Source organism: Desulfobacterales bacterium (assembly GCA_030066985.1).
Classification (GTDB): Bacteria; Desulfobacterota; Desulfobacteria; order Desulfobacterales; family JAHEIW01; genus JAHEIW01.
In genome coordinates this window covers 1-23,140 of record JASJAN010000069.1, presented here as the reverse complement: position 1 = coordinate 23,140, position 23,140 = coordinate 1, and the positions used below count along the sequence as shown (strand labels likewise).

Annotated in this window: 23 protein-coding genes; 8 read left to right on the top strand and 15 right to left on the bottom strand. The window is 47.9% G+C overall.

Going from position 1 to position 23,140, the window contains the following annotated elements; genetic code table 11:
- Together QNJ26_21820 and QNJ26_21815 are read left to right on the top strand one after the other, a co-directional pair.
- The coding region (locus QNJ26_21820) for a thioredoxin family protein (GenBank protein MDJ0988192.1) at positions 1-91 on the top strand (91 nt) is incomplete at its 5' end.
- Positions 92-538: 447 nt separating this feature from the next.
- Entirely contained in the window at positions 539-1,921 is a 1,383-nt protein-coding gene (locus QNJ26_21815; protein MDJ0988191.1) for a heterodisulfide reductase-related iron-sulfur binding cluster, read from the top strand.
- Between the two features lie 20 nt (positions 1,922-1,941).
- On the opposite strand, the gene QNJ26_21810 is transcribed toward QNJ26_21815, so the two are convergent.
- Genes QNJ26_21810 through QNJ26_21800 form a run of 3 tightly spaced genes read right to left on the bottom strand, consistent with a single transcriptional unit; the run spans position 1,942 to position 4,792 of the window.
- Positions 1,942-2,943 (bottom strand): GTP-binding protein, encoded by a 1,002-nt coding sequence (locus QNJ26_21810; protein ID MDJ0988190.1) that lies wholly within the window; start codon positions 2,941-2,943, stop codon positions 1,942-1,944.
- Between the two features lie 32 nt (positions 2,944-2,975).
- Positions 2,976-4,076, bottom strand: a complete 1,101-nt coding sequence (locus tag QNJ26_21805) for a uroporphyrinogen decarboxylase family protein (protein MDJ0988189.1) — start codon at positions 4,074-4,076, stop codon at positions 2,976-2,978.
- 29 nt (positions 4,077-4,105) lie between these two features.
- The gene (locus QNJ26_21800; GenBank protein ID MDJ0988188.1) at positions 4,106-4,792 is read right to left on the bottom strand and encodes an aquaporin; all 687 of its coding nucleotides are present in this window, start codon (positions 4,790-4,792) and stop codon (positions 4,106-4,108) included.
- A gap of 565 nt (positions 4,793-5,357) precedes the next feature.
- Between QNJ26_21800 and QNJ26_21795 the strand changes: the two genes are divergently transcribed.
- Complete coding sequence (locus QNJ26_21795) at positions 5,358-6,842, top strand: sigma 54-interacting transcriptional regulator (protein ID MDJ0988187.1); 1,485 nt, start codon at positions 5,358-5,360, stop codon at positions 6,840-6,842.
- Between the two features lie 22 nt (positions 6,843-6,864).
- On the opposite strand, the gene QNJ26_21790 is transcribed toward QNJ26_21795, so the two are convergent.
- From QNJ26_21790 to QNJ26_21735, 12 genes are all read right to left on the bottom strand, one after another.
- On the bottom strand, positions 6,865-7,674 hold the full coding sequence (locus tag QNJ26_21790) for a sulfite exporter TauE/SafE family protein (protein MDJ0988186.1): 810 nt from the start codon (positions 7,672-7,674) through the stop codon (positions 6,865-6,867).
- A 20-nt stretch (positions 7,675-7,694) separates the two neighbouring features.
- Positions 7,695-8,795, bottom strand: a complete 1,101-nt coding sequence (locus QNJ26_21785; protein ID MDJ0988185.1) for a uroporphyrinogen decarboxylase family protein — start codon at positions 8,793-8,795, stop codon at positions 7,695-7,697.
- Between the two features lie 52 nt (positions 8,796-8,847).
- Entirely contained in the window at positions 8,848-9,204 is a 357-nt protein-coding gene (locus QNJ26_21780; GenBank protein MDJ0988184.1) for a metalloregulator ArsR/SmtB family transcription factor, read from the bottom strand.
- 334 nt (positions 9,205-9,538) lie between these two features.
- Positions 9,539-10,222 (bottom strand): formylmethanofuran dehydrogenase subunit E family protein, encoded by a 684-nt coding sequence (locus tag QNJ26_21775; protein MDJ0988183.1) that lies wholly within the window; start codon positions 10,220-10,222, stop codon positions 9,539-9,541.
- 19 nt (positions 10,223-10,241) lie between these two features.
- On the bottom strand, positions 10,242-11,336 hold the full coding sequence (locus QNJ26_21770) for a uroporphyrinogen decarboxylase family protein (protein MDJ0988182.1): 1,095 nt from the start codon (positions 11,334-11,336) through the stop codon (positions 10,242-10,244).
- A gap of 33 nt (positions 11,337-11,369) precedes the next feature.
- Positions 11,370-11,831, bottom strand: coding sequence for a B12-binding domain-containing protein (locus QNJ26_21765; protein ID MDJ0988181.1), 462 nt, complete (start codon positions 11,829-11,831; stop codon positions 11,370-11,372).
- A gap of 431 nt (positions 11,832-12,262) precedes the next feature.
- Positions 12,263-13,909: a class I adenylate-forming enzyme family protein gene (locus QNJ26_21760; protein ID MDJ0988180.1), complete on the bottom strand. Its 1,647-nt coding sequence runs from the start codon at positions 13,907-13,909 to the stop codon at positions 12,263-12,265.
- Between the two features lie 9 nt (positions 13,910-13,918).
- Entirely contained in the window at positions 13,919-14,665 is a 747-nt protein-coding gene (locus tag QNJ26_21755; GenBank protein ID MDJ0988179.1) for an ATP-binding cassette domain-containing protein, read from the bottom strand.
- A gap of 437 nt (positions 14,666-15,102) precedes the next feature.
- The gene (locus QNJ26_21750; protein MDJ0988178.1) at positions 15,103-15,855 is read right to left on the bottom strand and encodes an ABC transporter ATP-binding protein; all 753 of its coding nucleotides are present in this window, start codon (positions 15,853-15,855) and stop codon (positions 15,103-15,105) included.
- Between the two features lie 2 nt (positions 15,856-15,857).
- Positions 15,858-16,880 carry a branched-chain amino acid ABC transporter permease gene (locus tag QNJ26_21745; protein MDJ0988177.1) on the bottom strand — a complete coding sequence of 341 codons (1,023 nt, stop codon included), beginning with the start codon at positions 16,878-16,880 and terminating at the stop codon, positions 15,858-15,860.
- A gap of 18 nt (positions 16,881-16,898) precedes the next feature.
- A complete protein-coding gene (locus QNJ26_21740; protein ID MDJ0988176.1) occupies positions 16,899-17,771 on the bottom strand; it encodes a branched-chain amino acid ABC transporter permease in 873 nt (290 codons plus the stop codon).
- A gap of 201 nt (positions 17,772-17,972) precedes the next feature.
- Complete coding sequence (locus QNJ26_21735; GenBank protein MDJ0988175.1) at positions 17,973-19,253, bottom strand: ABC transporter substrate-binding protein; 1,281 nt, start codon at positions 19,251-19,253, stop codon at positions 17,973-17,975.
- Positions 19,254-19,830: 577 nt separating this feature from the next.
- On the opposite strand from QNJ26_21735, the gene QNJ26_21730 reads away from it, so the two are divergent.
- The 5 genes from QNJ26_21730 to QNJ26_21710 all read left to right on the top strand — a co-directional run.
- The gene (locus tag QNJ26_21730; GenBank protein ID MDJ0988174.1) at positions 19,831-20,310 is read left to right on the top strand and encodes a 4Fe-4S dicluster domain-containing protein; all 480 of its coding nucleotides are present in this window, start codon (positions 19,831-19,833) and stop codon (positions 20,308-20,310) included.
- Positions 20,311-20,424: 114 nt separating this feature from the next.
- A complete protein-coding gene (locus QNJ26_21725; protein ID MDJ0988173.1) occupies positions 20,425-20,712 on the top strand; it encodes a MoaD/ThiS family protein in 288 nt (95 codons plus the stop codon).
- 516 nt (positions 20,713-21,228) lie between these two features.
- Positions 21,229-21,606, top strand: a complete 378-nt coding sequence (locus QNJ26_21720) for a 4Fe-4S dicluster domain-containing protein (protein ID MDJ0988172.1) — start codon at positions 21,229-21,231, stop codon at positions 21,604-21,606.
- A gap of 220 nt (positions 21,607-21,826) precedes the next feature.
- Positions 21,827-22,522 (top strand): methylenetetrahydrofolate reductase C-terminal domain-containing protein, encoded by a 696-nt coding sequence (locus tag QNJ26_21715; protein MDJ0988171.1) that lies wholly within the window; start codon positions 21,827-21,829, stop codon positions 22,520-22,522.
- A gap of 181 nt (positions 22,523-22,703) precedes the next feature.
- On the top strand, positions 22,704-23,140 hold a 437-nt coding region (locus QNJ26_21710), incomplete at its 3' end, for an ethanolamine ammonia-lyase reactivating factor EutA (protein ID MDJ0988170.1).

Sequence of the window (23,140 nt, the reverse complement as noted above, 5' to 3'; positions counted from 1 at the left end):
GGGAACCCCGGCCGTTGTCATTGACGGTGAGGTTAAATGTGTCGGCAAAATCCCCAGCAAAGAGGAAGTAAAAACCTGGGTTCAAAAATAAATGCGCTGGGTGTATCTATTTGGCCTACTTGGATTGTAAAAGACTTGGTTCGACACTGAAGGGAAATGATGAAAAAAGGCTTTGTGGCTAACTTATCCGATCTATATGTCAATCTCATTTTAGAGCGCGGCGCCATGATGAGTATTTTTGAAGGGACGACTGTGGCTGGGTGATGAAAAGGCGTCAAAGGACCGATCGGTCGGATCGGCAAGCCCATTAACAATCGACAGTACTATCGTTTTGACGTAAAGGGGATAGTACTGTTTATTGAAAATAAGCTGATAGAAGTCTTGCCGCCAACCGGCGGGATGATCAATGTGCTGATGGGTGATTATGGGAGCTGGACGATTTCTTTCGCGTAAGCGCTGGTGATATCAATTATATTTAGAAACAAAGAGCAATGCTCTTTTTAACTGATGGGATCCCGGCGGGACCCAAAGAGTCAAGATGAATAAAACAGAACCTGAAGACACTGCTCGGGCGGTAGTAGATGCTTGTTCGGACTGTGACGTCTGTCGATTCCTGATGGACGCAGACTGCTTGATGTTCCCGGAGCTCTACCGGCTCTATGATAAGGAAGTCGAAACCGGTGAAGCCATAACGTCTGAAGAGCTGCGCAATCTGGTTGATCTGTGCAACTATTGCGCGCTATGCCCCTGCCCAAATATTCGTGCCGATATCATCAAAGCCAAAACAGAATTTATTGATCGAGATGGTTTGGCATTTGGCGTACGCACCCTTGAAGATGTCGAACGGATTGCCAGGATGTGCGGCATGCTGCCAAAGCTGACTAACCTTATTGCTCAAAACAAGGTGACCGGTAAGATCCTCAAAGCAAGCACCGGAATTCACCCCGAGCGCCGCATTCCGGAGTTTCCTCAGGAAAATTTTACGCAGTGGGCCCGGAAAAACGGCCTGAATAAATTACCGCAGAAGCAGCAGAATAGAAAGATAGCCTATTTTGCCGGATGCACCGCCAACTACCTCTTTCCGGAAGTGGCCAAATCAGTGGTGAAGTTTTTTCAACTGAATGGATTCGATGTTTACTACCCGGAACAAAAATGCTGCGGCATGCCGTCCCTGCTGGAGGGTGACAGCGAGCTGACCCTTAATTTTATTCGATACAATATCGAGCATCTGCTTGAAGCCGTGGACAACGGCTATCAAATTGTATGCTCATGTTCGACCTGCGGATTTATGTTGAGAAATATCCTGCCGGAGGGCGCCTACCTGTCAGAGGAATACCAGGCAGCAGTGGGGGCCGAAAATGGCACTCTGAAAATTCCGCTTGGGAAGGCATCCGTCAATCCCGCAGAAAGGGAGTTTAACGCCGTCAACAAGACAATGTATCAGAAAATTATTGAAGAAGTGGGCTACTTTTCGACCATCAGCCCCCTCAAACGCATAAAACTGGCGGAAAACACCTTTGATCTGGGAGAGTATTTAGCGTATCTCTTAAAATCCGGTGTACTCAAATCTGCATTCAGCAGCGTAGCGGGTCGAATGGTCTATTTCCCCCCTTGTCACTTGCGCGAGCAGAACATCGGCCGCCCTTATGTGGATTTGCTGAAGATGATTCCCGGTCTTACCCTGACGCCAATAAAAGGAGAGCTTTTATGCTGCGGGATGGCCGGCATTATGGGCTTTAAGCGCGGATTTCATGAGGCGTCCGTTCATCTGGGAAACAGATTAATGAAGAAGATAAAAGAAATCGATCCCGAGCGTATCATAACCGACTGTCTGAGCTGCCGGTTACAGTTCAATCAACTGACGCCATACAGGGTGATGCATCCGATTGAGCTTTTGAGCAAAGCTTCAGAAGGCGATTAAACCCGGCCAAGTCTTGACGGCTAGTCAGACGCGACACATTTTTCAAGTTCCGGCTTTAATTGTTCTTCCTCGATTTGCCATCCGATCAGAACCAGACGCGTTTCAGGCTCTCCACCCCATTTATCCCAGGACCATTGACCGGCCGCAAAATTAAGCAGGACGGTCCGGTCGGGAAACCGGACCGGCCCTTTTATGCGGAATACCTGCCAGGGCACGGCATCGAGGAATCGATTTAATGCCGGTTCGTCCATTGTTTGGTCCGATGTGAAATCAAACGAGATATAGTCGTTGTCCTCTTCGACTTCATCAGTACATTCGTCGGAAGCATCGTGTTGATGGGTATGGGAATGCTGGGCTTCTGGCTGGTAAAAATCGAGAATGCCGATGCCGCGGTCCTTTATTTCCTGATGGTCTGCGCTCCAAAGGGTTTCGGGATCAATTTTGCAATAAGCCGTGGGAATGGCCCGGCAACCGGGAACGGCCTCTTGCAGCTGGCTGAGACTCTGGCTGACCTGGTTTTTCTCTGCGGAGTCGATTTTATTCAATAAAATAAGATTGGCCTCTTCGACCTGTTTCATGAAAAATTGCCCGAAATTCTCCCGGTGCAACCAGTAGCGGATGTCGAGAACGGTGACCACCTTCTCGATTTCCATCCAGTTGTTCAGGGATTCATCTTCCACTATTTCCACCACGGCGTTGGGCTGGGCCACACCGGTGGCCTCCAGAAGAATGCGTTGTGGCTGAAAACGTTCCCAGATACTTTTCAATGTATCCTCAAGCTCACTTCGGATGGTACAGCAGATACACCCGCTTGTCAGCTCGATGACATCCGAGCCGGCATCTTTGAGCACGGCACCATCGATGCCCACCTTGCCGAATTCATTCACCAGCACGACAGTTCCTGCCAAATCTGTTTGCCAGGAAAGAATGCGTTTTAAGAGCGTTGTCTTGCCAGATCCTAAAAACCCCGTGATTAGAAATACCTTTGTTTTTTTTTGCTGCAGATTGGATTGGTTTTTCATAATCGTTTAAATTTGATGAATTGTGTCTGTGATTAATTGGATAAGGGAAATTTGCCGTATTCATGGGTGGCGTCCACCCAGGCCCTGAAATGCTCATTGGGTGTATACGGCAGCACCTGACAGCAGGGTGCCATCATCAGCCCCAAACCGTCGCTGACTTTTTCCAGGGCATTTTTGACCTCTGCGCGTATACGATCGACAGGTCCCCGGGCAATTTTGTGACAGTCACTGGCAATACAGGCCGGGATATTGAATTTGGCGACTACATTTTCTTTAATCCAGTCCGGCGAATGACAATCGTCCAAATGCAAGCCCTCCACACCAGCTTCCTTTATGATTTTTTCTAAATAGGCCAAACCCAACGGGGTATTCATATTGCCGTGTACATGCAGCCAGACACCCTGATTAAACTCTTCTTTGATCGTCCGGACCAGCTCGCATAGATACGGAAGATTGAAGCGTTCGCCCATCCGTGGGCTCATGAGATGGGTACCGAATGAGTCAGCGATAAAGGTGACGCTGTTGGCGCCGGCCTCATACTGGGCGCGGATCCAATCGAGGGTCCAGTCAGCTGCCACCTCACACATCTGTTCCGCCCACGCGGGGTCGTTGATCATATCTTCCAGGAAATCATCAAGTGAGCGAAAAAGTAACATGGCCGCAGTGGCGGCCAGATAACCGGTGGCCACCAGGGGGGTCGATGTGCCAACGCAGTCAGCTACACTACGAATGGTTTCTAGAGCGCCTTTCATGCGGCAGTCCGCCTGGGTAATATTTAGCCGGGCCATTTTTTTCTGGATCAGGCGCCAGTCGGCCTTGTTCTTTACCGGTTTGTCTCTGGCAATGACAACACAGGCTCCGTATTGAGGGGGTATGAAAATTTTACCGCCCAGCGGCGGGATGCCAAAACCGCTGTCCGTATAGGCGGGTATGGCGATATCATAATTGATATGCTTGAGACTCCACAGCACCGCTTCAGTGCATTTGTCCGAATCATACCATTGGTCACCGGTAATATCAGTCAGACGCCATCCCATACCGTAAATCAGCTGGGACCTGGCTCGTGGCCACACCGGCATACAGTCGGGTTGCTGCAATTTTCTGACTGCATTAAAGCGCCTGATTTTATCCATTGGCTTATCGCATCATCCTGTTAAATGAACTAGGTCTTTTTCTGGAATGGAAAAAGGAAAGCCGCTACCACGACTGCTACCAGCGCCCCAGCAATTTGAGCGATGACAAATACAAACGCGTCTAACGGGCGTATCCCGGCAATCGCCCATGTGAAGATGCGGGCAATAGTGACTTGAGGGTTGGCGAACATTGTACTGGAGGTGGTGATGATAAACCCGCCAACCAGAAGCCCGATTATCAGTCCCGGGCGTGTAGACTGTTTATACATGCAGCCATAGATGACCAGAACCAGCGTAAACGTGCATACAAATTCAGCAAAATAAGGGCCTCCGGTGCGTGTTGCATCTGAGATGATCGCCCATTGAAAAAAGTCGTTTCCAAGAAACATGGCATGGCTGACAATTGTGCCGCAAATACCACCGATAATCTGCACAATGATGTACAGGATGCCCGTTTTGACTTCGATATTTTTAGACGCCATCATGGCAATCGTAACGGCCGGGTTGATATGACAGTAGCTGACGGGTTCAAATATTTCGATTAAGACAAAAAGTACGAAACCAACCGCAATGGCATCCATTAAAACCGCCATCGGGATGGAAGAACCCAGAACATTGTAGCCCAGAATCGTTGGGGATATCGCCACAAAGACCAGCAGTAAAGAACCCAAGAATTCAGCAAACAACCGTCGACTCATACTGTTTTCCGTTACCATTTCCCGACCTCCCTGATACGTTTACCCATTTGTTAATTCCATAAGAATAGACTTCGATTATCTGGTATTCACGAGATATCGTGTCCGTAGCGCAGCCATGCGAAGATACCGGTGATGTTTCACGTGTGCTAAAAACTCAGTCCTATAGTTAATAGAGCAATTCACATGCCACGGTTTTGTCCATAAGGCGCTACATTAATCAATCAAGGGCCGCATTTTTAATTTAATATAAATTACAGTGTATTATAGGCAAAATTGTCTTAAATAATTCATATATGCGCAGGGCGGCACGGTTTCAAAACGGAAAAATAACGGTATTTTTAGGAAAATGGAAACGAAAAGTTTCATTATGCATTTAAACTTGAAACATTTCGTTAAATATGCAATGAAAACTATCACGTCACGAAGCTATAGGGTGTGGTATGGTGGTAATCAAGTACCAACCGATGAAAACGCGTTTGACGACCGATGCCCCCATCCCGAGAGGCCTTTAGGGAGTTAAAAAAGACCAGCCAGTGAAGTGTGACCGGGGGTAGGGAAGTTAAACCGGAAATCGGGGGAGACAATGAGCAAGCAAATCTCAGCCTCACAGGTTATTCCATTCTTTAAAATTCAGGACTCGAATTTGTCTTTAATTCCAGAAGAAAAAACGCCGACTGAAAAAGTCTGGCTGGAAAAAGAAAAACTGATGATGGCCATTCTGGACAGCATCAATGACGGTGTCCTGACGATTGATTTCAACATGAAAATTACGTCATTTAACCGTGCGGCTGAAAAAATAACAGGTTATACAGCCCAGGAGGCTATCGGCAAAAGCTGTATGGATATTTTTTGCAACGTAGGTGGGGCTAAAAAGGATTGTCTTGAGAATTGTCCCATGAAAAAAACAATGAAATACAAAACGCCCATTACCAAGAAACGCCGAATATTCAACAAAAAAGGAGAGATACTCACCGTATCCGCTAAAACAAACCTGTTGATGGATTTGAATGACAATCCCATCGGCGGCGTCGAGGTTTTCTCAGATCTAACGGCCTTTGAACAGCTTAAAGAGAAATGGCAGGGAAAAAAATACAATCTCGGTGACATCATCGGAAAGAGCCCTAAAATGAGAGAAATCTACCAGCTCATCGAGTCCATATCAGGATCTTTGTCCAGCGTGCTCATTCAGGGAGACACCGGTACGGGCAAGGGTATGATAGCCAGCGCGGTGCATTACCACAGCATCAACCGCAAAGGCCCTTTTGTGCAGGTGAACTGTGCGGCCATTCCTGAAAATCTCCTGGAGAGCGAATTATTCGGCCATGTAAAAGGGGCGTTTACCGGTGCAATCGATGATCGCACAGGAAGGTTTGAACAGGCACATCGGGGAACGCTTTTTCTGGATGAAATCGGAGAACTCAGCCCCGGAATGCAAGCCAAACTGTTGCGGGTGGTTGAAGAAAAGCAGTTTGAGAAAGTTGGGGGCTCCAAGACCATTAAGGTTGACGTCCGCATTATTGCCGCCACCAATAAGGAACTCGAACAGGTGGTAAAAGACAATCAGTTTCGTCGAGATTTGTTTTTTAGACTCAATATTATTCCGATAAAAGTGCCGCCGCTCAGAGAACGCATGGAAGACATCTCTTTGCTGGTCGAGCATTTTATAGAAAAATTCAACTACAAAATGGGAAAAGCCATAAAAGCGGTCGCTCCTGAGGTCCTGGACATCTTCATGCGATATCCCTGGCCCGGAAACGTAAGGGAACTGGAGAGTGTAATGGAGTTTGCATTTATCCAGTGTAACGACAACTATCTGGACGCTCACTATCTGCCGCCGCGCTTCAAATTGCTCAATGACAAAGTAACCGATATTTCCTTGAGTACCCCGATTTCATACGAAACGTTTCAATTTCCGGACATCAAGCCCGTCACGACATCCCTGACCGAAAAGGAAAGGGTCCTGGCAGCCTTGAAAGACAGCCGCTGGAATCGTGCCAAGGCAGCCGATAATCTAAACATCAGTCGCACAACGCTGTGGCGTCTGATGAAAAAATACAACTTAAAATAGCGCGCTTGCCTCCTGATCCGCATTATTTGTAAAGCGTTTTAATAACCATCCAGATTGCCGCTACAATCAGAATTATAATAAAACCGGTTTTAACATGTTCCTCTCGGATTTTCACATGGGTCCTGGACCCGATCACAGCGCCTGCAATGGTTGCGCCTGCAAACATCATAATATAAATCCAGGGGGGATAGTGTCCCCGGGCAAGATGGCCCAAAAAAGATGTGCCTGAAGAGGTGAGCACCAGCATTGCATTGGATCCGATGGCAATTCGCATTGGCACCCCTCCCAAAAGAATACAAATGGGCATAATCAGGCCGCAGCCGGAAATACCGAGCATCCCGGCAACACCTGCAATGACCGCCACCGGTGCGACAATGTAGAGAAAATTTATATCGTATTCATCATCCGCTATTTTACGGTGCCAGGTGCCCAACCGGCCCTTTTTTGCGGGCACTTTTTTTCCCTGCCAGATTTTGTAGGCCGATATCAGCAGGACGAGCGCAAATGTGCCTTTCAGGTAAATTGGATCAATGTGAAATGAAAAGTAGCCGCCCAGAAAGGCAAAGATACCGATGATAATCGAAAGCGCTAGTGCCAAAGGCCAGTCGACCAGTTTGTGTTTACCGCCGTAAACGATCAGCATGACCAGACCCTGTGAAAAAATGAGAAACAAACTGATGGTGGCAAGTTCAAAATAAGACAGGGATAAGATGCTGATCAGCAGCGGGAGTATAAACTCACCGCCACCCCTGCCGAACATGGAAAAAACAAATGCAATACAGAAAAGCCCGGGTAAAAGAATCATTAGCTGTTGGCTAGAAATGGATTCCATACTATAAAATTCCTGTCTATCTATCCCAGAGGATAGGTGCCGTAATCATGGGTTGCATCCACCCACGCTTTAAAATGCGCTTTAGGTGTGGCCGGCAGTAATTGGCAGCTGGGTGCCATCATGATGCCGATGCCGTCTCCAATTCTGGAAATCTGATCCTTGACCTCTTCTATTATTTTTTCCGGTGGGCCGCTGACAATTTTATGGCCGTCCGTAATTATGCAGGCTGAAACGCCGAATTTGTCAACAACGTGCTCTTTGATCCATTCCGGCGGGTTGTCCATCTCATCGAAATGAAAACCTTCCAGGCCCGTTTCGGTTGCCAGCCGGGTGAGATATTCATAAGCCTTGGGGTTGGTCATGTTGCCATGGGTGTGAAACCAGGTTCCCTGGCCATACTCGCTTTTAACCATTTCCGTCACACGCGCAATGTTTTCCAGGTTAAACTGAGCGGCCATCTTGGGGCTGACCATCAGGGTTCCCATCACCTCAGCCAGAAATGTGCAGCTATTGGCGCCGGCCGCATACTGGGCTCGAATCCAGCCCATGGTCCAGTCCGTAGCCACAGCGCACATTTCTTCGACCCATTCGGGATCTTCGTACATGTCATCGAGGATGGCTTCGTTCGGTCGAAACAAGTGCATGGCCGCGACGCTGCTGACATAGGCATGCGTGACCAGAGGGGTATGGTCTCCGATCTTCTGGGAGACATTCTTTATGACTTCCAATGCACCTGCCTGGCGGGGGTCGGTCTTTTCGTGGTCAAAAGATTCAGCCAATTGCCTGACACGCGGCCAATCCTCTTTGGCCATAACCGGTTTGTTTTCAGTTGGTCCGGCGGCAATACCGAATTTTTCAGGGATGGTTATTTCCCCTCCCAGGGGAGGGACGCCGAAAGCGTGGTCGATATAGGTAGGTATTGCAACGTCATAGTCATTATATTCTACACTAGCCAGGACCGCTTCGGTTACTTTCTCGGCATCATACCAATCAACACCCGTGACATCCGGCAGCAATAGACCATGACTGAATATCATCTGCGACATGACCCGCGGCCAGACCGGCATTAAATCCGGTGCCCGGCGGTCGCGTACGGCCTGAAATCGTTCCTTTTTGTTCATCAATTTTTTCTCCCTTAATCGTATGTTTGAATAATCGTGGCGAACGGAAAATCTATTCAAAGATGCGGTGTCTTGCCAGCGGCGCATCGTTGAGATTGTATATGGTGAACTTGCCGATCTGCCTGGATGCTATGAGTTCAGCATCTTCCAGCATACGCAAGTGATGGGTTATAGTGGACGCTGAACCGTCAAGCGCATCAACGACTTCACAGCTGCACATGTCCTGCATTGAAAGCAGCCCTAAGATGTGCAGGCGCTTTTCATTTCCGAGAGCCTTGAACAACCTGGCACGCTGCCTTATTCGCCTCCTGTTGGATAGGACACGAAACTTAATCTGGGCTTTCCTGGCAATGAAACGGCATTCCTCTTTTGTACATTTGGTAGTGAAGGTTTCTTGCGATTTAGCCATCTCTTATTCCTTGGTGTCTGAATGAATACTGAAATTAAAAATTAAAACTGCATTTAGCGATTTTGACACCTCATCACTAAACTATAAAACTAGTTTTGTCAATGTATTTTAAATTCCAATATGTTGAGCGATTCTGGACAATTAAATGGTTTTATGAGCATAATTGATGATCCCTGAGCACAAAAAACCATCAAAAGGAGGAGGGAAAGGGGCAGGTTTTATGCTTATAACAGCAATCCAGCCACAGATTGCTTTTTGGCCAATCGCGGAATCCGAAGGAATGCATCAAGGAGGTGCAAATGAATGTTTCAGTGGATTCCGCGATTGGCCGACTTTAGCGCGGCATATCTTTATTGACAACATCACCTCGATTGCCGAATAGATCCGCAAATTGAAAATTAAAGTTATCCAGTTTTTCGATTTTGAGAAGCTCATCCGGAGGTGTGGTTAACAGTTTTAAGCTGAGCTCATCTCCCATTTTCTCAACCAGATCAATATCTTCTGCGGACACCGGTTGGCCATTGGCGCGCAGGGATCGAATTTTGCCTTCCAGTTCCGCCTGGTCTTCCGGAAATACACCCGGCTGTAAATGCACTTTGTAGGCCTCGCCGGTGGAAATCCGCTGGAGAATAAACCCATCACCGATGGAGGCGTCAATCCGCAGAGTTTTAAAATTGATTCTGGATCCGGTCATAAATGCTGCCGTGTCCGCCCAGCAGGGACCATTTTTAGAAACGGTATTGAGGTCGGTGCGATCAACGATGCCGTCCGGGAACAGCAGTTCCAAAACAGCTTTTATCTCTACGAAGGCGATGACCAGTCCGTCACACATATGCCCGTGCACGCGCGCAAGATCCTTCAATCCGATCTCTTTTGTGACCAGGTTGTAGCGTCCCAAAGCGCTATCGGTGTCTCGCACGACAATCGGTTTATTATAAGCGGCGTTGGCGGCCCACTCCGGATAAAACCAATCCGGGGTGTTGTCTGCTATTCCTTTCATATTGTTTTCAGCGCCCATAATCTCTCCTTTGCTTTGATTATCCCCCGATTGGATAGGTTCCATATTTGTGCGTTGACTCCACCCAGGCTTTAAAATTGGGGCCGGGGGTTGAGGGTAATACCTGGCAACTGGGGCCCATCAAGACCGAACCTCCCGGACCGCCGCTTTCGACGGTTTCTTTTACAACCGCGTCAATTTTTTCCACCGGTCCGCTGGCAATCGGGTCGGGTCCGTGGACGATGAGCGCACCCGGGATACCCAGTTTTTCAACCACGTTTTCGCGAATCCAGGCACCGTCATGATTCTCATCCAGGTGCAGTCCGGCTACCCCGGCTTCTTTTACCAGTCTCTCCAGCAGGGCATAGGTCTTGGGTCGTTTCATATTGCCGTGAATATGCATGAAGGTTTTCTGACCATATTCCTTCTGAATGGTTTCCACAAATTGAGCCACGTATGGCAGGATAAACCGTTCACCCATTTTGGGAGAAATCAATTCGGTTCCAAAATGATCCCCGAGATAGAATACACTGTTGCAGCCTGCCTCATATTGTGCCCGGGCCCAGTCAATACTGAAATCCGTTGCCGCCTGGCATATCTCATCTACAAATTCAGGGTCCTCTACACAGTCCAGGGTCAAATCCGACACATCTCTAAACAGAATGTTGGCGGCGCAAATACCCGTATAATAAGCCGGTGCAATCGGATATTCGTTGCCCACTTCCTGGCAAACAGATTTCAAGGCCGCGAGTGCATCCGGCATCCGATCATCTTTTAAAGGGTCCAAAGGCAACTTCTTTTTGACTTCGGCCCAATCTTCCCTTTGCTGTATCGGCGGAACTTTAATGGAAACACTAACACCAAATTTATCCGGTATGTTGAGAACACCGCCGAGAGTCGGAACACCGAAACCATGATCCATGTAGGTCCCGAAACACAGATCATAATCATATTTTTTTATGTTGGTGATAAAAGCTTCAGCGACTTTATCAACATCCATGGTGGTTTGCGTCGATATATCTGGAAGACTCCACCCCATGTCAAATATGGCCTGCGCCATGACGCGCGGAAACACAGGTATGACATCTGGAGTTTGCATATTAAATACAGCTTCCATGCGTTCCTTTTTATTCATTACTTTTCTCCTTTCTCATCGCAGACCTTCTGTTTAGTCATTGGTTTCCGTCGCCTGAATTTTACATGGCGTAAATTCATGCGTATCCAAGCCCGATGCGACCATGTCCAGTATCCCCATCTGCTGCTCGGCCGTCAGATCTCTGCTTTCCTCTATTTTGTCCTTAAGGTAAGATCCAATATCATCGATATCCCCTTCGCCGGTCCAGGGCGGTACCGCATAATCCGCTTTTTTATCAACAGGAATAACGTAGGACCTCAGAATTTCGGCAACCTCCAGAAGGGTTTTGGTTGAAATTTTTACCTCCGGCATAAAAAAGTCACCTTCCTCCATGGATTCACCGATATCCATCAGCGCGGGCATGATGGCGTCTTTCAGAATCTGGTCCGGTGCTATTGCCCCTGTTACGGCCTCTTGTGCAGCTGCCTTTGCGTCTTGAACCTCACCGTCAAAAATTGCTTCTTGAAGGGATTTTAATGTTTCCTCTGCAGCCATTTTATATACCTCCAATTTTGAAAAGTTAAAAATTCGAAGATAGGTCTTTCTGCAAACTTTTTGTGCAAGACGTATACCAAATTATTGATGCAGCACACTTGGCCCCCTGAGTGAGGCCCAAGATCACGGGAGCTGTTGAAAAATGGTATTGATTTTATATGCTTAGGTTTAATTCAAGTTTTATTTGGGCAATATCTAAGTGTTGATGTATTCGTAAAGAACGGTATGGATTAAAAAAAATGTTTCATCCCCAAAAACTGCTGAAACAATTTGTAGCACCTGAAACAGACTGTCAAATGCTGTTCAAAGGTTAAACGAACGGTCTGATAAGCGTATTGTTGGGATTTATGTTGTTCGGTATGAAAATTGAAAATAACGGGGAAATATAAATTGGACTACCAATTAGATCGCGAGGTTGATTGCCAACCGAGTTATCGCGTTTCTTTGCGGCGTTGCTCCTCATCGCGAATTTCACGCCTGAGCAGTTTGCCGACTTTGGACTTGGGAAGCATGTCTCTGAATTCAATATACTGCGGTACTTTATAGGACACCAGGCTTTCGCGACACCATTTGATCAATTCATAGCCGGTGATACCTTTGATATCCTCTTTGAGGACCACATAGGCTTTAATGCGCTCACCAACTTTTTCATCCGGCACGCCGACAACGCAGGCACCGATAACAGCCGGATGCTCCTGCAGTGTTGATTCGATTTCTGAGGCTGATACGCGATAGCCCTTGTGCTTGATCGTATCCACCGTACGGTCCACAAAATACAGATTTCCCTCCTCATCCAAGGACATGATATCAGCGGTACGATACCATTTTAAACCTTCTATATCTATAAAAGATTCAGTAGTTTCTTCCGGCTTATTCAAGTAATATGTAACCATATGATCAGAGGAAACCAGCAGCTCACCCGCATCGCCAGTCTTGACCGGTTCAAGGGTGGCCGGGTCCACGATCTTTATCTGTTTGGTTTCCATAATGCGGCCAACGCTTTTGGGCGGGGTGTCGATATCAACCGGGCACATGGAAACCCCACCGCAGGTTTCGGTAGCGCCGTAACCCTGGCGAATTTTCCGACCGAACTTTTCCTCCCAGCGCCGGCCGATTTCCACCGGCAGCAAATCACCGGCACTAAACCAGTATTCAACTGAACTAAGGTTATACTGTTCGAGGCGGTCATGCTCTAGAATCATGCGATAGAGGGTGGGAACCCCGATCATGGTTTTGGCTTTAAATCGCTGGATGGCATCCAGGGCCGCATCCAGGTTGATTTTTGGCTGTAAAATCAGGGTACCACCAACAAGCAGGGTGGCAAGACCGCAGCACTGCCCCAGAATATGAAACAGGGGTGCATTTCCCAAAATGACATTGCCTTCAGGTGGGAACAAAGATTTACTGATGCTGATCTGTTCGCGGGCAGACACCAAAAACAGGTTGTGAGTGAAGGGGACGCCTTTGGGAAATTTAGTGGTGCCGCCGGTGTATAGAATTTCAGCAATGTCATTGCCGTCTGATTCAGCAACGGGCTGCGATGGTTTTGTTCGGCGGTGCTGGGCCAGCAACTTGCGAAATGAATATGTATTTTCATCCAGCGCAATTTTACCCCGCGGGATGATATCAAACAGATAGCCAAAACCCCGTTTCCACCAGGGCAGCAAATCGGCCATTTTGGTGACGACTACCTTTTTAAGCTGCGTTTGCGGCAGCACGCTGGTGACGTAGCCAAAATTGGTATCAGCGCAGACTATGGCTTCAGCTTCGCTGTCGTTGGCGATATATTTAAGATCATGAGGGGTATAGATGGGTGTAATGGGTACACAGACGCCGCCCATTTTCTGAATTCCCAGCCAGGCCACCACCCATTGGATACTGTTGGGAATATAGATAATGACTTTCTGTCCGGCCGTGCAACCGGCATGGCTGAGGGCGGCAGCAAAACGGTCTGCCATGTCTTTTACCTGTGTGTAGGAAAACCGTGTGCCCAGATATACAACAGCGGTATTGTTTTTTCTTTGCTCAGCTGTTTCGGCAAAAGCGGCATATATATTATGGTCTGTTATAGAGCTCATCTAGTTATTTCAGATTCCAAAATAGGCGGATTTAATTTCAGGGTTGTCCATTAACGCCTGACCGGTGCCAGATAAGGTCAGCATCCCGTTTTCCACCACATAGCCCTTGTCAATCATTGGTAAAACGGGTCGGGCAAACTGCTCGCTGATGACCACCGTGATTCCGGTGCTTTCTTTAAGCTGTGCGACGGCTTCCACAACCACCTGCTGCATCATGGGGCTGAGACCTAAAAGCGGCTCATCCAGCAGCAGCAGTTTGGGGCGCACAATCAAGGCCATACCAATGGCGAGCATCTGCTGCTCGCCACCGCTTAAAAATCCGGCCTTGCGGGTTTTTAATTTACTCAAAGCTGGAAAAAGATCAAAAACATATTCAATGGATTCAACAATTTCTGATCTTTTCTTCAAGTAACCTGCTATCTTTAAATTTTCCAGGACACTGCTTTCCGGAAAAATGGGATGGCGCTCGCGACAAAGCACGATACCCATTTTGACCCGTTCATCAGGAGGTATTTCGGTGATGTTTTGACCATTATATAGGATGTTCCCATAAACAGTGATGCGTTCACCGCCTCTGCGTTTTTCTTTGATACGCATATCAATGATCAGGCCGGACAATGAATTCATCAAGGTGGTTTTGCCGGCGCTGTTAGAACCGATAACCCCCACGATTTCACCTTCATTGACCTCTATGCTGAGGTCATTGATGGCCAGGGCATTTTCAAAAAAAACCATCAGGTTCTGTACTTCAAGCATATTCAAAATCCTATTCTGGTTTCTTGCAGCTGGCGACTGGCTTCTGGCTATCCATCGCCACTATCAAATCCCAGAATTAGTTTATCGTTTTCGTCTGAATCGAGATAATCTTTTTTTCAAAGTTCGAATGCACACAATCTGTCAGGCGGTCATGTTATTTTCTATTAGGCGATATGCAGATATATTACCCCAATGCGACACAGCGGCCCGAGATTTGGCATGATAGGCAACTCAGCTATCGAACATGCCCATTGTGATGGGTGAATCCCAAATATCGGGACGCCGGTATTTTAAAATTCATATCGCCGTTTAGGAAATGACATGGCCGCCTCCCATCTAAAAAATTCTTTTTGTGAAGGCAAATCTGCTGCAAGAAGAGAGTCGTAAAATAAAAGCAAGCAGATAATAACGACACTGGATAAAGATATAAATGCCCGTCAGGCCTCAGCTCCGAGATAGGCTTTTTTGACGGCATCGCTTTCCATCACTTCGGCTGCTTCACCTTCTGCGATTTTTTCACCGTAATTAAGGACAATGACGCGATCCGCGATTCGAAACAGCTCCTTGAGACGGTGCTCGATCATGATAATGGTTTTGCCTTCCAACCGCAGCTTTTCGATGATCGGAACAATACTGGCGACTTCAGCCAAGCTAAGCCCTGAAAACAGTTCATCGAGGATGATCAAATCCGGTTGCAACGCAATGGCCTTGGCCAGCTCCAGTCTTTTGAGGTAGCCCTGGGGCAATACGCTGGCGCTTTTGTAGGCCACAAAGGCATCGCGTTCAAAACCCACTTCTTCTAGAAGATCCAGCGCCACCGCATCACGATCACCGTATTTGCCGCCTACCATTTTTTTAACCCGCGGTGAATACAGCGGTATAATCATGTTTTTGTAAGCCGGCAATTGATAGAAAGGCTTGACCATCTGAAAGGTGCGCGCGATTCCCATGCGGATAATTTTATAGGGCGGCATACCACTGATGTTTTTACCATTGTAAATGATTTCGCCCTCGGTGGGTTTGACAAAACCGGTGATCAGGTTAACCGCCGTGGTTTTGCCGGAGCCGTTGGGCCCGATCAGGCCCAGGAGCTCTCCTTTGGCCAACTCAAAGCTTAGATCATGAATGGCTTGAACCCCTCCAAAGTTTTTGTAAAGCCCGGCAACCTTTAGCAGCGCAGTGGGGCTCATAATTACACCTCCACCCAGCGTTCAAACTGGTGATATTTGCGCTGAATATAATGGAAGATGCCTTCCGGCAAAGCCACGATAAATACCACCAGAAACAGCCCGTATATCACGATACGTAATCCGCCGATGCCGCGTAAGATTTCTGAAAGCGGCACCAGGATAAAAGCGCCCAGGGTTGCTCCTGCCAGAGTGCCGGGGCCGCCGACCACTGCTGCCGCTATGGGCAGAATCGAATAATCCAGGGCAAAGACCGGCATGCCGACAAACATATAGACATGGGTTGTAAAGGCACCGGCAAAGGCCCCGACGGCACTGGCAATAAACAGGGCTTGGGCTTTAAACCAGTAAATATTGATGCCTGCGTTCATAACCGAGCGGTCGTTATCGCTGATGCCTTTTAACACCAGCCCATAGTCAGATCCCATCATGCGGCGGAAACCAAACAAAGCCCCCAGCAGGGCGCCGACAATCACATAGACCTCAATCCAGCGTGAAGCCAGGGGCGTAATCCCGCTTAATCCTTCGGTGCCACCGAAGATCTTGGTGGCTTCGACGATCCGCACCAGCATCAGCGGGATAATGAGTGTCACCATGGAAAAGTAGATGCCTCTCAGCCGCAAGACCGGCAGTAAAACAAGCGTGCAGATACACCCGCCCAGGATGGACGCTATGGGGATGGTTATATACGGCGACCAGCCAAAAGAGTGATTCAATACACCGGCTGCGTAAGCACCCATCCCGAAAAAAAGTGCTTGCCCCAGCGATATCATGCCGCTTTGTTCCAGGATGTCCCAGCTGATGGCCAATAGCGCGAAAACAGCCACATTTAGCAACACCCTTTGCCAGTAAATACCCAGTACCAGCGGCAGCACCAGGCAGGCGACGATGGGTATGAGTCTGGGGGCTGCCAGATAAAGCATTTCTCGCCAGGACGTTAGGGCAAAAATATCGCTGGATCGGGCCTTTATGCCGCGATCGACGCGCTCTTTGCGTCTTTGCTTTGAATTTAATTCCCCGTTTTGCATTCCCACTTCCCCATTCCTCTATATTCGTTCTTCAAGCTCTTTTTGTTTGCCGAATAAACCGGATGGTTTAATGGTCAGCACAATCAGGATCGCCGCCAAACTGACAATCATGGTCCAGTGGGAGCTGATATAACTGTCGGTAAAGCGTTCGGCAAAGCCAATCACAAAGCTGGCCACAATAACGCCGCCGGTGCTGCCCAGACCACCGATAATGCATACTGCCAGGGCCTTGATCAGTACCTCGTAGCCTTCGCTGGGTGCAATGCTGCCAAGGGGGATGATAATGGTGGCTGCGATGGCGGCCAGGCCGGCGCCAAAAGAAACGCTCAATGTTGCAATGCGATCAGAATTGATGCCCAGACTCAAAGCGGTGCGTTCATCCTGGGCAATTCCTCTGAAAGCAAGCCCTAAAGATGTGTGATGGGTAAAAAACCACAGAAAAATGACCAGCGCCACACCGATAATCACAATTAAGATCCTTTGCATATCAATATAAGCGCCGAAGATCACAAAACTGTGGTCGATAAACACAGGCAAGGTATATTCAAAGCCCACAAAACCGAGGTAGCGAAACAATTCCAAAATGGCCAGACCGATACCAAAGGTTGCGATCACCTCCGATAGTGCCTGGCCCCTCACTCGCAGCAATACAAAGCGGTACATCAGGGCCCCGCACACGGTGGTAATCAGGATGGATATGGCAGCGGCCAGCAGAAATGGAAGGTCTAAAAGATTTAACAGCATCCAGCTGATGTAAGCGGACATGATATACAGGGCGCCATAGGCGAAATTTGCCACCCCACTGATGCCGAAGGTTAAATTAAAACCAATGGCCAACAACGCTAAAATAACGCTGTTTACAACAGCGTAGATCACCGTGCCGATAAACATTAATTTTACCGCTCCTATCGTATTCTGACAACCTGATGAAGCTATAATTGCTGCTGCTTGTCTAAATAGTTTGCTTGCTGAATCAACAGATTTGGCGCAATGAACGCTGTGCGTTCATTGCGCCATAGAGTTTTTCGATAGATCAAACGGTCGCACAAATCCGCCGAGCAAGATGGCGCGATCTTTACGAATCCCAGCGTCTTATTTCAAAGACTTTAATCCGGGTGGCAGCTTGATTTTGGCTTCGGCAACAGCGGCCGGGAAGACGATTTTACGCTGCCCATTGTCAGTCCATTGAAATACCAGACCGATGGCGGTTTCATTCGGATCTTTGCCATAAACAGCCTGGTTGCCCTCATCATATCGAATACGTCCCATCACACCATTGCGGTCGGTTTTTTTCAATTCCGCGACAATGGCGTCAGGATCCAGGCTGCCGGCGCGCTCGATGGCTTCGGCCAGGATGTAGACAGATTCGTAAGAGGGTGCAATGCCGTGGCCGCCCTGGATGGGTTTGCCGAAGGTGCTTTTATATTTATAGAAAAAGTCCTTCGACGCCGGTACTTTCTCAGAGTAGATACCGCTGCCCAGCTCAAAAATGCTGTTCATCACACCGCCGATTTTACCGTCAAATGTGTTCCAGGCTTCTGATCCGGCCAGGGGTGAGATAAATCCGGCCATCAAAGCGGGTACTTTCATGGATTTCCATTGCTTTACCAGAATTCCGCTCTGGGGCATATCAAATATCGGCATAATGACCTGGGCGCCCTTGGCACGCGCTTTCATCAGAGCCGATGAGAAATCCGAGGTGCCGGTGGGATAGGCTTCCATGCCCAAAACCTCCCAGCCGGCTTTGTCAAAATATACTTTTTTGACAAAACCTGCGGTGGCCCTGGCCCAGGCGACATCCTGGTGCATGACGAAAACTTTATTGAAGCCGAATTCCTTGTTTATCAAGGCCATGTTGCCGGCCAGGTATTTTACCAGGTGCACGGCATTCAGGCAGGTTCTAAAAATGTATTTATACTTTTCCGGATCGGATTTGATTTTTTTCTCGGAACCGGGGCTCATGGCTATTGTGCCCAGCATCGGTACCTTATATTTGGCAATGATGTCCATACCCGCCATCAATGCTTCGGATCGAAACGGCCCTACAACAATGGCAGCCGGTTTTTTTTCGAGGATAATTTTTTCCAGTCCCAGTAGGGCTTCCGGTACGGGGACGCCGGGAGCGGCATCTCGCAGGTCAGTGGCGGCGACTTTCAACATCCGTTTGGTACCCCCAACATTGACACCGCCTTTGGCGTTAATCTCGCTAACCGCGATCTGGACCGCCTTATGAGATTCTTTGCCTTCTAGAAAACCCAGAGAAGTGGGGACGCCGATAACGATCGGCTCGGCGGCATAGACAGTCGGTCCAGGAATTATCCAGACAAATACAGCAACAAACGCAATACAGAGTAAGAACATTTTACGTTTCATAAGACGCCTCCTTTTTGTGGGCTCTCCGCGCATGTGCCGGAGAATTCGGATTAAAGCATTTATATTGGAAACGATGCTGCGGATTTTACCGCTGCGGGGTAACGGTGACTTGCGGCTCCGAGCGGTTTATGGATGAGAATCGTTTGACAGCAAGCAGTATAGCTATGAAGTAGCTACTCTGTGGTAGAGCTATCTGAACCGTGGCGGGATGTCAAGAAATTTGTTATTTCCGACCTCTGTTTATATGGAAAATCATCAGGTCAAAGTGATATCGACCATCGAGTAACTGACAAACAGCTTTTAATGTTTTATTTTGTGGCGTTATCAAAAGTGGGTTCGTTAAGGATCGAGATCGGCGCAATGGTCGAATAATTGTTCACTATGATGAACTATAAATGTTATCTGGTTTTGCTAAGCATCGATATTTTTGCCCTAAAATAAGCAATATTCCTACATAGTGCTTGACAAAACATTCTTAACTGGTAATATACATCAACCTAATCGTTCATTGAAGTGAACACAGTATGATGTGCAGTTTGACCTTCAAAACGGCTATCCAGGCGAAGATAAGGGACAGATGATGGACAGGAAAATATTGACGATCGATTCGGAAAAATGCACCGGTTGCCGGAACTGCGAGCTTGTCTGTTCTGTCAGGCATTTTGGCGTGAGCAATCCCTCTTTATCCCGTATTCAGGTTGTAAAATGGGAACACATGGGCGTTTACATCCCCATGAGCTGTCAGCAGTGTGAAGATGCGCCCTGTCTGGAAGTCTGTCCAAAAGATGCCATCCGCCGTGATGATCAACTTGACAGTGTTGCCGTAGACCAAGACCTTTGCATTGGCTGCAAAATGTGCGTTGCCGCTTGCCCTTTTGGTGCCATGCGCTGGAGCAGCAGGAGAGGGCGTGTTTTCAAATGTGATCTATGTGATGGGGACCCGCAATGCGTGCGATTCTGTTATACCAGGGCGGTTGACTATCAGCTATCGCGGACTGCCAGTGCAGGGCGAATGCGTCAGGCCGCTGAAAAAGTGGCCAAGGCAACACGGCGATAGATTGTGGTCTCTGATCCATGGCAGACGGTCGGCAAGGACGCCTATCGCCTCAAATGTTCATAAATAACAAATAACAAATAACAATTAACGATTTCCATGAAGTTGGAGGTTGTTTTGAAAATCCAGGTCGAATCCCTTGGGTTGCCGTCTTTGTCGAAATTAATTGGCCGCAAGACCGACATTGAAATGGCTGATGGCTCCCTTGCGGATCTAATCAAGCATATCGTCGATCGCGCCGGCAGCAAAGGACGCAAAATCTTGCTGGACGACAGCGGGCAGTTGGATATGACCATCCAGGTGATGCTCAATGACGAGGGATTTGTGCCCCGTGATAAATTGGCGCAGCAGAAGCTTAAAGACGGCGATAATGTTAAGATAATGCTGCTCGTAGGCGGCGGCTGATTTTTCCTAAATTGAGCGTTCCAAATTAAAAAATAGGAAGATTTACTATGAAAGGAATTCTGTCTTATTTTTATTTTTTAATTTGAAACCCTTCGGGCTTGCCGATCCTACTCCGCCGCAGGCGGATTAGATGTCGTTCCGCATAGTACACTATAGCGGAACGACATCTGTCGTGTAGCTGCGGCAACCTCGACAATCGCTCAATTTAGTATTATTTGGCCCTTTTTGCCGCTGGGCTGTGTTCTCCGCGGATTATAATGCGGAACATACTCCAGGTATGCCCCGCATAAAAATCCTTGTGCGGCCGAGCCCAGCAACAAAATTGGCGCATTTATAAACCTAAAATACCATTTATTTCTAATAAAAAGGATAGGGCCAGACATCGGATGCAGGTAAATCTCAACAATCGCTCAATTTAGTTATAAGGCGCCCCTTTTGCCGCTGGGCTAAGTTCTCCGCGGGTTTTTGTTTTATATTAAAATTGAATTATATCAATAGTAAATCGGTTAAAAATTTATGTCTTACTTTAGAGTTAATGATCAGTGTAATGGCTGTCTGGCATGCTGCGAAAACTGTCCGGCTTCGGCTCTGGATTTTGCCGATCAAGATGGTCAGCGGACGCTAAAACACAATATGACCAAATGCGCGCGTTGCGGCCAATGCTGGCGTGTTTGTCCCCAGGATGCCATAGAATTTCAGCATCTGTTGGTGGGCGAATGGGATGATGTCGTTTCACTTGATTTGATTCATTGCCGGGTATGCGGTGAGGTGCTTTATTCGCCGGCCTTTCAGCAAAAAATCGACAGCAAACTGAAATCAACCAGCGAAGCGCTTTGTCCGAAGCACCAGCAAAATGCAGCTGCCGCCAAGTTGCTGCCTTCAAAAAAATCATAAATTGATCGTTTTAAATATTAAAAGGGACTTGTTTTGGATCACGTCCAATGAATTATCTCGATTTATATTTTTAATATTTGAAACCCTACGGGATTGCCGATCTTACTCCGCCGCAGGCGGATTAGATGTCGTTCCGCATAGTATACTATAGCGAAACGTCATCTGCCGTGTAGCTGCGGCAACCTCGACAATCGCTCAATTTATGCAGAGGGAGAAATAAATGATCGTAGGAGATTTGAAGCCGCTGGAAGAAATTGTTGCAGCCATTAAAGATTACAAACAGGTGCTTGTTCTGGGATGTGGCAGTTGTGTGACCGTTTGTCTTTCGGGTGGTGAAAAGGAGGCTGAACAGCTCAGTCGCGAGCTTTCACAAATTCGGCATTATCAAGACTCACCGCCGAAGTTTGTCGTTGGCTGCATTCTCAGACAGTGCGAGCGGGACCTGGTTCATGACTATCAGGAAATTCCTGCTGGAACCGATGCCATCCTTTCTCTGGCCTGCGGTGCCGGGGTGCAGACCTTGGCGGATGAATTTGAACCTTTGCCGGTGATTCCGGCGTTAAATACAACTTTTTTGGGCGCATCGGACAAGCCGGGCTCGTGGATCGAAAAATGCAAAGGCTGCGGAAATTGTATACTCATCCATACCGGCGGCATTTGTCCGGTTGCGTGTTGTGCGAAAGGTCTTTTTAACGGCCCCTGTGGCGGTTCTAAAGGAGGCTTCTGTGAAGTCGGCCAGGGAACACCTTGCGCCTGGACCCAGATTGTTGCACGCCTAAAAAAAATGGACAAGCTGCATTGCTATGAAGAGCTCCAGTCATTCAAAGACTGGCGACCGGGCGGGGCATCCGGTGTGCGCAAACGCGTGCGAGCTGGGCTAGGTGATGGTACCCCCACAAACTCAAGCAATAAATAGCTAAGTCAGTGCCATTATTAAAGGCATATGGTTTATTGTTTCGCCTGGTTCTGGGTTCAGCGTTCAAAAGTTCAAAGGTTGGGACTGCTTGATCAATAAGATGTAAACCTCTGAACCCTGAAGTTCTGAACCCTAACCCCTGAACCCTAACCCCTAACCCCTGAACCTTGAACCTATGAATATGGAAACGAACGAAGTTGATATACTTTCCGTTGGCGTGGATGTCGGTAGCTCAACCAGTCATCTGGTGTTTTCAAAGCTTTTGCTGAAAAAAGATGAGCGCTCGGTTACCCGGCGCTTTAAGATTCGGCAAAGAGACATCATTTATGAAGGCCGCATCATCCACACACCGATGTCTGATGATAAAACTATTGATATTAAAAAACTAACCGAGTTCCTTAAAGCAGAATATAAGCGAGCAGGTATTGATCCTAATGACATCCAAACCGGTGCAGTCATTGTCACTGGGGAGTCGGCGCGAAAAAAAAATGCCCGTCAAATTGCCGAAGCCTTATCCAGTGATGCCGGCAAATTTGTGGCCGCAACAGCCGGGCCCAATTTTGAAAGCCTGATCGCTGCAATGGGTTCCGGTGCCGCGACCCGATCTCGCGAATGCCA

Bases quoted from the DNA above. Each gene is read 5' to 3' on its own strand.
- QNJ26_21815 (MDJ0988191.1), top strand. From the start codon at position 539: ATGAATAAAACAGAACCTGAAGACACTGCTCGGGCGGTAGTAGATGCT.
- QNJ26_21810 (MDJ0988190.1), bottom strand. From the start codon at position 2,943: ATGAAAAACCAATCCAATCTGCAGCAAAAAAAAACAAAGGTATTTCTA.
- QNJ26_21805 (MDJ0988189.1), bottom strand. From the start codon at position 4,076: ATGGATAAAATCAGGCGCTTTAATGCAGTCAGAAAATTGCAGCAACCC.
- QNJ26_21800 (MDJ0988188.1), bottom strand. From the start codon at position 4,792: ATGGTAACGGAAAACAGTATGAGTCGACGGTTGTTTGCTGAATTCTTG.
- QNJ26_21795 (MDJ0988187.1), top strand. From the start codon at position 5,358: ATGAGCAAGCAAATCTCAGCCTCACAGGTTATTCCATTCTTTAAAATT.
- QNJ26_21790 (MDJ0988186.1), bottom strand. From the start codon at position 7,674: ATGGAATCCATTTCTAGCCAACAGCTAATGATTCTTTTACCCGGGCTT.
- QNJ26_21785 (MDJ0988185.1), bottom strand. From the start codon at position 8,795: ATGAACAAAAAGGAACGATTTCAGGCCGTACGCGACCGCCGGGCACCG.
- QNJ26_21780 (MDJ0988184.1), bottom strand. From the start codon at position 9,204: ATGGCTAAATCGCAAGAAACCTTCACTACCAAATGTACAAAAGAGGAA.
- QNJ26_21775 (MDJ0988183.1), bottom strand. From the start codon at position 10,222: ATGGGCGCTGAAAACAATATGAAAGGAATAGCAGACAACACCCCGGAT.
- QNJ26_21770 (MDJ0988182.1), bottom strand. From the start codon at position 11,336: ATGAATAAAAAGGAACGCATGGAAGCTGTATTTAATATGCAAACTCCA.
- QNJ26_21765 (MDJ0988181.1), bottom strand. From the start codon at position 11,831: ATGGCTGCAGAGGAAACATTAAAATCCCTTCAAGAAGCAATTTTTGAC.
- QNJ26_21760 (MDJ0988180.1), bottom strand. From the start codon at position 13,909: ATGAGCTCTATAACAGACCATAATATATATGCCGCTTTTGCCGAAACA.
- QNJ26_21755 (MDJ0988179.1), bottom strand. From the start codon at position 14,665: ATGCTTGAAGTACAGAACCTGATGGTTTTTTTTGAAAATGCCCTGGCC.
- QNJ26_21750 (MDJ0988178.1), bottom strand. From the start codon at position 15,855: ATGAGCCCCACTGCGCTGCTAAAGGTTGCCGGGCTTTACAAAAACTTT.
- QNJ26_21745 (MDJ0988177.1), bottom strand. From the start codon at position 16,880: ATGCAAAACGGGGAATTAAATTCAAAGCAAAGACGCAAAGAGCGCGTC.
- QNJ26_21740 (MDJ0988176.1), bottom strand. From the start codon at position 17,771: ATGTTTATCGGCACGGTGATCTACGCTGTTGTAAACAGCGTTATTTTA.
- QNJ26_21735 (MDJ0988175.1), bottom strand. From the start codon at position 19,253: ATGAAACGTAAAATGTTCTTACTCTGTATTGCGTTTGTTGCTGTATTT.
- QNJ26_21730 (MDJ0988174.1), top strand. From the start codon at position 19,831: ATGATGGACAGGAAAATATTGACGATCGATTCGGAAAAATGCACCGGT.
- QNJ26_21720 (MDJ0988172.1), top strand. From the start codon at position 21,229: ATGTCTTACTTTAGAGTTAATGATCAGTGTAATGGCTGTCTGGCATGC.
- QNJ26_21715 (MDJ0988171.1), top strand. From the start codon at position 21,827: ATGATCGTAGGAGATTTGAAGCCGCTGGAAGAAATTGTTGCAGCCATT.